Source organism: Cedecea sp. VD22 (assembly GCF_037150195.1).
GTDB lineage: Bacteria > Pseudomonadota > Gammaproteobacteria > Enterobacterales > Enterobacteriaceae > Cedecea.
The window spans coordinates 912,680-925,781 of record NZ_JBBCPX010000001.1 but is presented as its reverse complement, the minus strand read 5'-3'; the positions used below and the strand labels follow the sequence as shown (position 1 = coordinate 925,781).

Genomic DNA, 13,102 nt, shown 5'->3' with positions numbered 1-13,102 from the left:
AAAACGCCCCGCATTAGCGAGGCGTTTTTTAGCTGAGCGGAAGACTAAGCGACCTTCGCCGCCAGCTCCGTTTCAGGACGTTTGAGGAAGGCGTAGGACAGGCCCGCCACCAGCGTACCGGCGACAATCGCCAGCAGGTAACCCAGCACCGGAGTAATCGCGCCAGGGATCAGCAGGACAAACAGGCCGCCGTGCGGGGCCATCAGTTTCGCGCCAACCGCCATGGACAGCGCACCCGTCAGCGCCCCGCCGATGATGCAGCAAGGCAGCACGCGCATCGGGTCACGGGCGGCAAACGGAATCGCCCCTTCGGTAATAAAGCACAGCCCGAGCACTAGCGCCGCTTTGCCCCCTTCCTGCTGCGCCTTATCAAACTTACGGCGAGCCACCAGCGTAGCCAGGCCCAGCGCCAGCGGTGGTACCATGCCCGCGGCCATGATCGCCGCCATTGGTGCGTAGGTCTGGGTACTGAGCAAGCCGACGCCAAAAGCGTAAGCCGCTTTGTTCACCGGGCCGCCCATATCGGTACACATCATGCCACCCAGAATCGCGCCCAGCAGAACCGCGTTCGCGGTGCCCATGGTTTGCAGCCAGTGGGTCAGGCCCGCCAGGATTTTAGCCACCGGGGTGCCAATCAGGTAGATCATTGCCAGGCCAACAACCAGGCTTGAGAACAGCGGAATGATCAGGATCGGCTTCAGTGCTTCCATGCTTGGTGGTAGCTTCAGCTTCGAGCTAATCAGCTTCGCGATATAACCCGCCAGGAAACCGGCGATGATGCCGCCGATAAAGCCCGAACCGGTGCTAACGGCCAGCATGCCGCCGATAAGACCCGGCGTCAGGCCAGGACGGTCCGCAATCGAGAAGGCAATATACCCCGCCAAAACCGGGACCATCAGCGCAAACGCAGAGCCACCACCAATTTGCATCAGCGCCGCGGCAAGCGTACCAGGTTCCTTAAAGGCAGTGATACCGAAGGCAAAGGAGAGCGCAATACACAGGCCGCCCGCAACCACCATCGGCAGCATGTAAGACACCCCCGTAAGCAGATGGCGATACACCCCGGCGCTTTCTTTTTTGCCGGATTCCTGAGCCGCGCTGGCTTTACCTGCGGCTTCGTAAGGTTTGGCCTCGACCAGCGCCTTATCCAGCTCCTGAGCCGTTTTCTTCAGCGCCAGGCCTGTAGACGTGCGGTACATCGGCTTCCCGGCAAATTTAGCCAGATCCACTTCAATATCCGCCGCCACAATCACCAGATCCGCCTCGGCCACTTCTTCAGGGGTAATCGCGTTCCCTGCGCCAACGGAACCACGGGTTTCAACCTTCACCCACCAGCCGCGTTTTTTCGCTTCGGTTTCGATGGCTTCCGCCGCCATAAAAGTGTGCGCCACGCCGGTCGGGCAGGCCGTGACGGCGACGATACGCTTCGGCCCTTTTGCTGGGGCGGTTGCAACAGCTGTCGGGGCGGTGTACGTATGAGCCTTACCTTTCGCTTCGTTCAGGAACAATTCCGGGTGCTGCACCGCGCGATCGATATCGCCCAGGAACACCTTTTTGCCGTTCAGTGAAGTATCAGCGGGAATGGCGTTGCCAACGACAATCGCCAGTTCGGCATCGTTCGGGTTATCAATAATGTCGAGGTGCGCTTTTGGCGCTGCGGCACCGAGCAGCGTCTTCGCGAGATACGCGCGCGCCTGCCCAAGTCCCGGTTCAATAATTAACAGCGTTTTCATTGCCTGTCTCCTGCTGTCAGTGGAAAGGTTTCAGGTCGACACGAGCCATCATGGCGGCCAGCTGTGTACGATCGGTAATGCCTACGTTGCTCTGGCTGACGGCCAGGGCCGCAACGGCGGTAGCAAGGCGCAGCGTGTGTTCGCTGGACTCGCGCATCAGCAGGCCATAAATCAGGCCGCCAACCATGGAATCTCCTGCGCCAACGGTACTAACAACTTCACAGGTGGGTGGTTTGGCAATCCATTCCCCTGAAGCGTTAACCCACAGCGCGCCTTCCGCGCCTAGAGAAATCACCACATGCGCAATCCCCTGCTCACGGAGCGCATGCGCCGCCTCAATCACATCCTTCAATTCAGGCAGCTTGCGACCGGCCCAAATTTCCAGCTCGCGACGGTTCGGTTTGACCAGCCACGGTGCCGCCTTCAAACCGGCAACCAGCGCTTCGCGGCTGCTGTCGAAAATGATGCACGGACACTGGCTGCGCAAACGGGTCATCCAGTCCGTGAACGCTTCCGGGGAAACGCCCGCAGGCAGGCTGCCGCTGACGCAAACCATGTCGAACTGGCCCAGCCAGCTCAGGGAGTCCGCCACAAAGCGTTCCCAGTCCGCGCCGGTGACTTCAAACCCGGAAAAGTTCAGATCGGTGACTTCCCCGTCTTTTTCGGTCAACTTAACGTTGATGCGGGTACGGCCCTGTACGACCTGGAAGCGGTTGGCGATTCCCAACTCGCTAAACAGCTGCTGGAAGCCGTCCTGGTTGTCTTTGCCGAGGAATCCGCCTACGGTCACGTCGATGCCGAGATCTTTCAGTACTTTAGCGACGTTGATGCCCTTGCCAGCCGCATGCAGACCGGTGGTGCGCACCAGGTTTACTTCTCCACGCTCGATTTCCGGGCAAAAGCCCACCAGGTCATAGGCCGGGTTCAGGGTGATCGTTGCTACACGTCTGGTCATTACGCGCCCTCCCCCAGTCCTTCAGAGATGGCTTCGCCAATCGCTTTCAGCGCCTGTTCAGCATCTTCACCCTGCGCGGTAAAGCGCAGCCGGTGGCCTTTTTTCACACCCAGAGCAACAACTTTCATCAGGCTACGTCCATTTGCCGGTTTCCCGGTTCCATCAAGGTTTGTCACGGTAATTTCGCTATTGAATTGTTTTATGGTGTTAACCAGCGCCGTACCCGGCCGGGCGTGCAGGCCGTGTTCATTACGCACGGTAAACTCGGCGCTCAGCGCTTCTTCTGCCGGGGCATCATCGCTGGTCAGCAGCGTCAGCAACGCCGGCGCATCTGCGGTTAAAAGCTTGTCGGCACGGTTGCCAATCAGCATGTCGCTCAGGCGGTTCAGCACCTGCAAGGGCTGGTCGTCGGCCACAGCGACGGTCATCAGGAGAGAAACCGGGTTTCCATCCGCTTCAAAACTGGCCGCCGGACGGCTGACAGCAACCGCGCTGGCCAGGTTGCCTGCCGCGCTGTCATTCAGCCAGATACCCTGACCGAGATACAGTGGATTACCGGCAATCACGTTGCTGACGAAAGCGGCATCAACCGCACCCGCCTGCTTCAGGCGGCCCGCGTTCAGCGCCTGCAGCGTCATCAAATCGCTGGCCTCGACGTTCAGCGCCAGCAGGCTGTTGTCCAGCAGCAGCGCGCTGCTTTGCTTCTCGCCCATCAGCAGCGCCCGGAGTTCTTCCGCGCTGGTGGCGGATTTCAGCTGTGCAGCCACTTCGTCGTCACTCAGCACATGCGTCAACTGGCGCAGCAGGCCAAGGTGTTCGTCGGAACTGGCCGCAATACCGATCGCCACGTAAGCGGTCTGCCCTTCGCCCCACTCCACGCCCTGCGGGAACTGAAAAACCTGAACGCCGGTTTTCAGCACCAGATCGCGCGTGTCGGTGGTGCCGTGCGGGATAGCAATCCCGTTGCCTAAATAAGTGGTGGTTTGCTGCTCACGCGCCAGCATACCGTTGACGTAGCCTTCACCGACGTTGCCTGCCTGCACAAGGGCGGCGGCAACCTGGCGGATAGCGTCTTCTTTGCTCCCGGCAGCTTTGCCCGGGTGAATATCCTGCACAGATAACTGGAACATAGATCGCCTCTCTCGCTGAATTGAAACGATTCAGCTAGCTTGAGAAAAAATGCGCCATCTCGAGCTGCGGGATGCAAAAAGATGACGCTGAAACGTTTCAAGGAGTGTTGCGCTAATGCTGCATGACACGCAACATTTCTCGCATTTCTGTTTGCGAAATTTAGAGCTTCAGCACATTTTCAGTTTAGCAGGCCGGGTGTTCAGCACACTGGCAACAGTTTACAACCCGGCATCAGCAAATTTCAGCTTTGACAACGTATCGCCAAAGCGGCCTTCGTTTCCTGGATAATTTGTGCGAGTTCCCGCGCAGGACTTAAGGGTAAATCTGTCTATTTAGGGGTAACGAGGGTACACTCCGCGCATTCTTTTTCCTGCCGTCCAAAAGTATGCAAAACGCTCCCGTTACCGCCGCCCGTAAGCCTCTGGACTTCACCTCAACCGCGTTTCTGATTGTGGCTTTTTTGACCGGCATCGCCGGGGCACTACAAACCCCAACGCTAAGCCTGTTTTTAACCGATGAAGTCCACGTTCGCCCTGCGCTGGTCGGCTTTTTCTTCACCGGCAGCGCGGTGATTGGCATTCTGGTGAGCCAGTTTTTAGCCGGGCGCTCCGACCGCAAAGGCGACCGGAAAACGCTGATTTTTGCCTGCTGCCTGCTCGGTGCACTGGGCTGCATCCTGTTCGCCTGGAACCGTAACTACTTTATTTTGCTGTTCGTCGGGGTGTTTCTGAGCAGCTTCGGCTCCACCGCCAACCCGCAGATGTTTGCGCTTGCCCGCGAGCATGCCGACAGCACCGGGCGTGAAGCGGTGATGTTCAGCTCTATCCTCCGCGCACAGGTGTCTCTTGCCTGGGTGATTGGGCCGCCAATTGCCTACGCGCTGGCGATGGGGTTTGGCTTCAAGGTGATGTACCTGAGTGCGGCGTTTGCCTTTGTGATTTGCGGCGCGATGGTGTGGCTCTTTTTGCCGTCCATGCGCAAAGAACCGGTGGCAAAAGCAGAAGCCCGGCTCGAGTCACCGCGTCGCAACCGCCGCGACGCCCTGCTCCTGTTCGCCGCCTGTACCATGATGTGGGGCTGTAACAGCCTCTATATCATCAATATGCCGCTTTACATCATCAATGAGTTACACCTCCCGGAGAAGCTCGCCGGGATCATGATGGGCACCGCAGCCGGGTTGGAAATCCCGACCATGCTGATTGCGGGCTACTACGCCAAACGCTTCGGTAAGCGCTTCCTGATGCGCTTTGCCGTTGCCGCCGGGTTGCTTTTCTATGTCGGAATGGTAACGCTGACCAATGAATATATGCTGCTGGGGCTGCAGCTGCTCAACGCTATCTTTATCGGGATTCTGGCCGGGATCGGCATGATCTATTTTCAGGATCTTATGCCTGGCCAGGCAGGGGCCGCCACCACGCTGTATACCAACACCACGCGCGTAGGGTGGATCATTGCCGGTTCGCTCGCCGGCGTGGTGGCCGAGATCTGGAACTATCACAGCGTCTTTTTCATCGCACTGGGGATGATAGCCGTCAGTATTTATTGCATGGCCCAAATCAAAGATATTTAAGGTGCCGTCGCGGCTTCAAGGTGGATCAGGTAGGTCATTGCCTGCTGGCGTGAGGTACCGCACATCTCTCTGGCAGGCTGGAGGCCGCCGCAGACTTTAGGCCGCAAAGGCGATCCAAACAGCTTGCAGCGCAGGCGTTCGTCCAGCTGAATACAGGGCGTGTTGGCGGGCTTCCCCTCCGGCATACCGGGGATAGGCGTTGATATAGAAGGCGCAGTACAGCAAGCGCCGCAGTCAGGACGGCAATCCATTTACGTTTCCACCGGCGTCAAAAGGTGCGTGACAATAGCAGACCCACTGCCTGCGTCAATCTAACAATTCATTTAACATCATTCCTTCTTTCAGGATACACTTGCGCCACAACGACTACGGATCGGTAACGTTTTGTCACGGCGCAATCACTTTCACCGAACAGCCTGCTGGCTGGCGCTGCTTGCCGTTGCCATGCTGTTTATTGCACCGGTAATTTCAAAATCGCTGATGCACCATTCAGCCTGCGAACACAGCAGCATGATGATGACAATGGACATGTCTGACATGGGCCATCACATGCCTGTGCCCGAACCGTGCCCTCAGGCGTCAATGCCGCACAATATGCTGATGTCCGGCCCGGGCATGTCGCCGGGAGAAGAAATCGCCTGCGGCTATTGCCAGCTGCTGATCCACCTGCCTTTTATTGAATTCTGCCTCACCGTTTTACTGCTGTTATTGTTGATTTGCGTGCGCCGGACGCCGGTGATCGCACTCTGCTGCGCGGCGATTTCTCGCCCCTGGTCACCTCACCCGGCCCGCGCCCCGCCCTCTGCTGCCTGTTACTTCGCTTAAAACACCAATAATTAACCGCGTAATGCCGCAGGCGACGCTGAAGCGTTGTCTCGAGCTGTTCTTTTTATAAAGAGCGGCAACGTTACGCCTGAAGGACAGTAAGGCAATGATGAAAACACATTTAAAGCCGCTGGTATCCTGGATACTGCTGGCTATCACTTCTCCCGCAGCCATCGCGGCGGGTTCGCATGACACGATGACTATGCCGGACGATGCCGTGATGATCGTCACCTCTCCGGCATCATCACCGCTGGAAGTTGTGACGTCCCCTAAAACGCCGCGTCAGCCTGTGCCAGCCAGCGACGGATCTGACTACCTGAAAACTATCCCCGGTTTCTCGCAAATCCGCAACGGCGGCACCAACGGCGACCCGGTTTTTCGCGGCATGTTCGGTTCTCGCCTGCGTATCCTGACCAATAATGGTGAAATGCCGGGGGCCTGTCCGGCCAGAATGGATGCCCCAAGTTCATATATTTCACCGGAGAGCTTTGATCTGCTGACGCTGATTAAAGGGCCGGAAAGCGTGCTATGGGGGCCGGGTAACTCCGCGGGAACCGTCCGCTTCGACAGGGAACCGCCGCGCTTTGATAAAGCTGGCATCCAGGGCACGGCCAGCCTGCTCACAGCGTCCAACCAGCGCTGGGACAGCAATGCAGACGTCAGTCTGGGGAGTGAGGACGGCTATTTACGCCTGATCGGCAATAAGTCCCACTCCGGCGATTACGAAGACGGCAGCGGCAACCGGGTGGCCTCAAAGTGGGATAAATGGAACGCCGATGTTGCGCTGGGCTGGACGCCTAACAAAGACACATTGCTGGAGCTAACGGCGGGTAAAGGCAACGGTGAAGCCCGCTACGCGGGCCGCAGTATGGACGGCTCCCAGTTCAGGCGCGACAGCCTCGGGGCGCGCTTTGAAATGTCGAACATCGGCGAGGTGTTCAACAAGTTTGAAAGCAGCGTCTACTACAACTACGCCAATCATATTATGGACAACTATTCCCTCCGCTCGCCGGGAACAATGTCCAGCAGCATGTCCGGCGGGCATATGGCCTCCTCGATGGGCATGGATATGGGCAGTTCGATGGACATGGGTTCATCCATGAGCATGAATATGCCAATGGCGATGCAGCTCGATCGCCGCACGGTTGGCGGGCGCATGATGGGCACGTGGCTGTGGTCTGACTACGAACTGCGCAGCGGTATCGACGGGCAGCAAAGCACCCATCGCAGCAAACAGGGCGCCGGCTGGAAGCAGGATGCCCGTTTCCAGGACGCAGGTATCTTTAGCGAACTGACCTGGAATGCCACCGACAGCAGCAAAGTTATCGGCGGCGCGCGCCTCGATCGAACTCGCGTCAATAATGATACGGACGCAGGTGCCAGCGTGCGGAGCAAAACGCTACCGGCAGGTTTTGTGCGCTACGAACAAACGCTGAGCGATATCCCCGTCATGCTGTACGCTGGCGTGGGCTACACCGAGCGCTTCCCGGATTACTGGGAGCTGTTTTCCCCCACCTACGGGCCGGACGGCACTAAAAATGTCTTCGATAAGCTGAAAACAGAAAAAACGACGCAGCTGGATATTGGCGCCCAGTACAGCGGGGAGCGCTTCAACAGCTGGGTTTCCGCCTACCTTGGCCGGGTGAATGATTTTATTCTCTTCCGCTATGACCCTAATAACGCCCGCGTCAGTCAGGCAGATAACGTGGACGCCACCATTATGGGAGGCGAAATGGGCATGAGCTACGCGCTGACCGAAGCCTGGAAGGCGGACGCAAGCCTGGCGTATGCCTGGGGGCAAAACACCAGTGACCATCAGCCGCTGCCGCAAATAGCCCCGCTGGAAACACGCTTCGGCCTGATCTGGGAGCGAGGAGACTGGAGCAGCACCGGCCTACTGCGGCTGGTCAGCGGCCAGCATCGCGTGGCGCTGAATGAGGGTAACGTGGTCGGGAAAGACTTCGATAAAAGCAGCAGCTTTGCGATTTTTTCCGCCAACGCGGCTTACCGTCTAAGCAAAGCCATCAAGCTCAGCGCAGGGGTCGATAATCTGTTGAACAAAACCTACAGCGAACACTTGAACCTGGCGGGCAATAGCAGCTTTGGCTATTCGTCCAATACCCCGGTCAATGAACCAGGCCGGACGGTCTGGGGCAAAGTGAACGTCACGTTTTAATTACCTGGCCCCGGTTGTCGGGGCCATTACGCTTAATCATTTCCCAGCCAGGAGGCTGATATGCTTGCAAAACTTCGTACGCCGGAAGGTAAAAAGTTCCTTATCGCGGTTGCCATCGTTTTCACTATTGTCGTGTCGCTTATTTCGAAGGTGACCTTTGAAGGCGTGGAAGAGCAGTACAACTGGCCAATGGAACAGTGGACGCTGGACATGTTTATCATGCAGGGCGCGTGGGTCACTATCTACACGATCATGTTCACTATTCTATGTTCGCTGCCGTTTGCTTTCTATTTCTTAGCGCCTAAGGATGGCCGCGGCTAAGGCGCGTTAAGCCACCAGCGTGTCGGCAAAGCAGGATGTTGTCGGCACGTTTGCCTTAAGCCCCTTACTTTTGTGCTTCTTTATTAAATCCACTTGCCTGAAACGCGCCTCACGAGTACTTTGACGCAATATTTTCGCATCTCAATTTTTGACAGGAAACACCGATGGCAAGAGCTAACGAAATCAAAAAAGGCATGGTACTCAATTACAACGGCAAGCTGCTGATTGTTAAAGACATTGATATCCAGGCTCCCAGCGCACGCGGCGCAGCAACCCTGTACAAGATGCGTTTCTCCGATGTTCGCACCGGGCAGAAAGTGGAAGAGCGCTTCAAAGGTGATGATATCGTTGACACCATCACCCTGACCCGCCGCTTCGTTGACTTCTCCTATATCGACGGCAACGAATACGTGTTCATGGATAAAGAAGATTACACGCCGTACATCTTCACCAAAGACCAGATCGAAGAAGAGCTGCAGTTCATTCCCGAAGGCGGTATGCCGGACATGCAGGTTCTGACCTGGGACGGCCAGCTGCTGGCGCTGGAGCTGCCGCAGACCGTGGATCTGGAAATCATCGAAACGGCTCCGGGCATCAAAGGCGCTTCCGCCAGCTCTCGTACCAAGCCAGCAACGCTGTCCACCGGCCTGGTGATTCAGGTGCCGGAATACATGGTTGCCGGGGAAAAAATCCGCATTCATATCGCAGAAAAACGCTCTATGGGCCGCGCAGACTAATAATAAATGACGCTCCTTCGGGAGCGTTTTTTTGTTCTCACAACCAAAGTTATTATACCAATTACATCATCCTGCTTTATTATCAGACCTACATCACACAAAAGCGATTAACCAAACAGACCAATTTTATTTCCTGTCATACAGCTTTACACTGCATAGATTCCCACCTCCCTACACAGGATGCGACTCTATGGATACCCTTGCCACTGCTTCACTTCCGGATACCGTTCAACGGCCAAACTACGACCGCCGCGCGCTGAAAACCCGTATCGTGCATTTTGGGTTTGGCGCTTTCCACCGTGCGCATCAGGCCCTGCTCACCGATCGGGTGCTCAACAAACTGGGCGGCGACTGGGGGATCTGTGAGATCAGCCTGTTTAACGGCGATAAGCTGATGCACGATCTCAGGCAACAGGATCATCTTTTCACGGTGCTGGAAAAAGGGGCGGCGGGAAACCAGGCGCGGGTCATCGGTGCCGTGAAAGAATGCCTGAATGCGAGGCTGGATGGCATGGAAGCCATCATAGAGAAGTTTTGTGAACCGCAGGTCGCCATTGTCTCCCTGACCGTGACCGAAAAAGGCTACTGCATCGATCCCGCCAGCGGAAAACTTGATCCCACCAATGAGCGGATTATTCACGATCTGACGTCGCCGGAGTCTCCGCATTCCGTACCAGGAATACTTGTGGAGGCGCTAAGCCGTCGCCGTGAGCGTGGGCTTAGCCCGTTTACGGTCTTATCCTGCGATAACATTCCTGATAACGGGCACCTGGTTCGCCAGGCCGTTCTGGGTATGGCCGCGAGTCGAAGCGCCGGGCTGACAGAATGGATTGCCAAAGAAGTCACCTTCCCCAGCACCATGGTCGACCGCATTGTTCCGGCGGCCACGGAGGAATCGCTGCAGGAAATTGCGGAAATACTGGGCGTACAAGACCCCTGCGCCATTGCCGCCGAGCCGTTTATTCAGTGGGTCGTCGAAGATAATTTCGTCGCCGGTCGCCCGGAATGGGAAGCCGTCGGGGTGGAAATGGTTGACGATGTGGTGCCCTACGAGCAGATGAAGCTGCGGATGCTCAACGGCAGCCACTCATTTATGGCTTATCTCGGTTACCTCGCCGGTTACCCGCATATTAATGATTGTATGGCTGACGAACATTTTGCCCGTGCAGCAAAGCACCTGATGCTGCAGGAGCAGGCGGTGACGCTGAACATTCGGGGCATCGACCTGAATCAGTACGCCGCCAGCCTGCTCGAGCGGTTCGCAAATCCGGCACTGAAGCACCGAACCTGGCAAATCGCCATGGACGGCAGTCAGAAGCTTCCTCAGCGCTGGCTGGAAAGCGTGCGCTGGCATCTGGCAAACGGGAGCAGTTGGCCATGCCTGGCGCTCGGGATCGCAGGCTGGATGCGCTACGTTAGCGGCCTCGACGAACAGGGCCATGCGATTGACGTTCGCGATCCGCTTCAGGGCAAAATCCAGATGCTGGTGAGCGACAGCGGCGAAAACGAACGCGTCAGCGCCCTCCTCAGCCTGAACGAAATTTTTGGTGATGACCTGCCCAAAAACGAAAAATTTGTCGAAAACGTGCGGCAAGCCTGGCAGCAACTCATCCGCCTGGGCGCACGCGGTGCGGTCGAAAACTTGCACTTAAGTTAACAATCAATGCGCTTAACGTAGTCTTACCGTGCTGTAAGCCGCGTTAAGGCTTCTCTTTTCTCCGGGTTGTCGTCAGGATAGTCAGCGTAAATAATGAATAATCACTGATAGATTGACGTGGTTTGCAGGCAGTAAACCCCCGGAGTCACCGTGACAAAAACGAATTTAATTACCGGCTTTCTGGGCAGCGGTAAAACCACCACCATTTTGCACTTACTGGCCAACAAGCCCGCCGATGAAAAATGGGCGGTGCTGGTCAATGAATTTGGCGAAGTGGGGATTGATGGCGCCCTGCTGGCAGATAGCGGCGCGCTGCTGAAAGAGATCCCTGGCGGCTGTATGTGCTGCGTTAACGGCCTGCCGATGCAGGTCGGCCTCAATACGCTGCTGCGCCAGGGCAAGCCCGACCGCCTGCTGATTGAACCTACCGGCCTTGGCCACCCAAAACAAATCCTGGACATGCTCACCGCCGACGTATATCAGCCGTGGATTGACCTGCGGGCCACGCTTTGCCTGCTCGACTCGCGCCAGCTTCTGGATGAAAAAGCCCTGAATAATGACAACTTCCGCGATCAGCTTGCGGCGGCGGACATCATTGTAGTCAACAAGCAAGATCGCGCCACGCCGGAAAGCCAGGCCGCTTTAGCGCGCTGGTATCAAAACAATGGCGACAGCCGCGAACTTATGCACGTAGAAAAAGGGGCCGTCAGCATTGCGCTCCTCGACAAACCAAGACAGAACCAACGCGAGCTGCCGCAAAGCCCTGAGCACCAGCATGCCCAATCGGTTCCTCATGGTCTTGCTGCGCTGAGCCTGCCGGGGCATCAGCGCTGGCGCCGGAGCGTGAACAGTGGGCAGGGTTATTACGCCTGTGGCTGGATTTTCGATGAAGAAACCGTGTTCGACACCATTGGCCTGTTGGAGTGGGCACGTCTTGCCCCGGTTGAGCGAGTCAAAGGCGTGTTGCGTATTCCCGAAGGCCTGGTACGTATCAACCGCCAGGGCAACGACCTGCATATTGAAACGCAACCCTCGCCGCCGCTGGACAGCCGCATCGAATTGATTCACCCGGCTCAGCCCGACTGGAACGTCCTGCAAGCCAGCCTGTTGAGCTTACGTTTAAGTTAGCGCGTCTACCTTCGCGCCCCCAGAATGAGATTTAGAAGCTGTATCATGATTAATCGCCTCCCTCTTATCCTGCTGCTGAACCTCCTGGGCATTGCCCTGTTCTTTAGCTGGTACCTGCCAGAGAACCATGGATTTTGGTTCAACATTGACGCCACGCTGTTCCATTTCTTTAATAATGAATTGGTTAAGAGCCATACCTTTTTAACGCTGATTGCCATCACCAATAACCGGGCCTTCGACGGCATTTCGCTGCTGGCGATGGGCGCGCTGTTTTCCTGGTTCTGGCTGCATGAAGACGCCGCTGGCCGCCGCCGCCTGGTGCTGATGGGCGTGGTGATGCTGCTGTGCGCCGTGGTCATCAACCAGCTCGGCCACCTTATCCCGGTGGTGCACGCCAGCCCTACGCTGTACTTTAAAGACATTCATCGCGTCAGCGAACTGCTGCACTTCCCGACGAAAGACGCCTCGAGCGATAGCTTCCCTGGCGATCACGGCCTGATGCTGCTTATCTTCACCGGTTTTATGCTGCGTTATTTCGGCCCACGAGCGTTTCTTATTGCCCTCGCGATCTTCTTTATCTTCTCTTCGCCAAGAATAATGATAGGCGCACACTGGTTTACCGATGTCTACGTCGGGTCAGTCTCTATTGCTCTGGTTGGCCTGCCCTGGGTGCTATTAACCCCAGTCAGCGACCGGTTAATTTCTATACTGAACCGCACTGTTCCGGGAAAATATAAAGCGTCCCGCTGACGGTTAATAAGTGATGAAGATAGTCACCGAACAGAGGCCCACCCGGGCCTCTGTTTATTTTTTCAGCATCATGACAGCCAGATGAATATTTACTCATACAAAATCAGCTTCAATTTGAA

12 protein-coding genes are annotated in these 13,102 nt (G+C 56.6%); 8 read left to right on the top strand and 4 right to left on the bottom strand.

What is annotated here, in order from left to right; genetic code table 11:
• Window positions 1-44 precede the first annotated feature (44 nt).
• Genes fruA through fruB form a run of 3 tightly spaced genes read right to left on the bottom strand, consistent with a single transcriptional unit; the run spans window position 45 to window position 3,818 of the window.
• Window positions 45-1,733 (bottom strand): PTS fructose transporter subunit IIBC, encoded by a 1,689-nt coding sequence (gene fruA / locus WFK85_RS04400; RefSeq protein WP_166991057.1) that lies wholly within the window; start codon window positions 1,731-1,733, stop codon window positions 45-47.
• A gap of 16 nt (window positions 1,734-1,749) precedes the next feature.
• Entirely contained in the window at window positions 1,750-2,688 is a 939-nt protein-coding gene (fruK, locus tag WFK85_RS04395) for a 1-phosphofructokinase (RefSeq protein ID WP_008459923.1), read from the bottom strand.
• The gene (gene fruB, locus WFK85_RS04390) at window positions 2,688-3,818 is read right to left on the bottom strand and encodes a fused PTS fructose transporter subunit IIA/HPr protein (RefSeq protein WP_008459922.1); all 1,131 of its coding nucleotides are present in this window, start codon (window positions 3,816-3,818) and stop codon (window positions 2,688-2,690) included. The genes fruK and fruB overlap by 1 nt, the downstream gene beginning before the upstream one ends.
• Window positions 3,819-4,204: 386 nt before the next feature.
• On the opposite strand from fruB, the gene setB reads away from it, so the two are divergent.
• A complete protein-coding gene (gene setB / locus WFK85_RS04385) occupies window positions 4,205-5,389 on the top strand; it encodes a sugar efflux transporter SetB (RefSeq protein WP_213712712.1) in 1,185 nt (394 codons plus the stop codon).
• Here setB and WFK85_RS04380 read toward each other — a convergent pair.
• Entirely contained in the window at window positions 5,386-5,640 is a 255-nt protein-coding gene (locus WFK85_RS04380; RefSeq protein WP_273968840.1) for a YkgJ family cysteine cluster protein, read from the bottom strand. The genes setB and WFK85_RS04380 overlap by 4 nt on opposite strands.
• Before the next feature lie 133 nt (window positions 5,641-5,773).
• Between WFK85_RS04380 and WFK85_RS04375 the strand changes: the two genes are divergently transcribed.
• The 7 genes from WFK85_RS04375 to WFK85_RS04345 all read left to right on the top strand — a co-directional run bounded on the left by WFK85_RS04375 (window position 5,774) and on the right by WFK85_RS04345 (window position 12,983).
• Window positions 5,774-6,214, top strand: a complete 441-nt coding sequence (locus WFK85_RS04375) for a DUF2946 family protein (RefSeq protein WP_166991045.1) — start codon at window positions 5,774-5,776, stop codon at window positions 6,212-6,214.
• Window positions 6,215-6,323: 109 nt separating this feature from the next.
• On the top strand, window positions 6,324-8,390 hold the full coding sequence (locus tag WFK85_RS04370; RefSeq protein ID WP_336707010.1) for a TonB-dependent receptor domain-containing protein: 2,067 nt from the start codon (window positions 6,324-6,326) through the stop codon (window positions 8,388-8,390).
• A 60-nt stretch (window positions 8,391-8,450) separates the two neighbouring features.
• Complete coding sequence (locus tag WFK85_RS04365) at window positions 8,451-8,711, top strand: DUF2534 family protein (RefSeq protein ID WP_008459914.1); 261 nt, start codon at window positions 8,451-8,453, stop codon at window positions 8,709-8,711.
• A gap of 164 nt (window positions 8,712-8,875) precedes the next feature.
• Entirely contained in the window at window positions 8,876-9,448 is a 573-nt protein-coding gene (gene yeiP, locus WFK85_RS04360; RefSeq protein ID WP_008459912.1) for an elongation factor P-like protein YeiP, read from the top strand.
• A gap of 190 nt (window positions 9,449-9,638) precedes the next feature.
• Window positions 9,639-11,105, top strand: coding sequence for a mannitol dehydrogenase family protein (locus WFK85_RS04355; protein WP_336706962.1), 1,467 nt, complete (start codon window positions 9,639-9,641; stop codon window positions 11,103-11,105).
• A 150-nt stretch (window positions 11,106-11,255) separates the two neighbouring features.
• On the top strand, window positions 11,256-12,233 hold the full coding sequence (locus WFK85_RS04350; protein WP_336706960.1) for a CobW family GTP-binding protein: 978 nt from the start codon (window positions 11,256-11,258) through the stop codon (window positions 12,231-12,233).
• A gap of 45 nt (window positions 12,234-12,278) precedes the next feature.
• Window positions 12,279-12,983, top strand: coding sequence for a phosphatase PAP2 family protein (locus tag WFK85_RS04345; RefSeq protein WP_166991030.1), 705 nt, complete (start codon window positions 12,279-12,281; stop codon window positions 12,981-12,983).
• The last annotated feature ends 119 nt before the right edge of the window (window positions 12,984-13,102 follow it).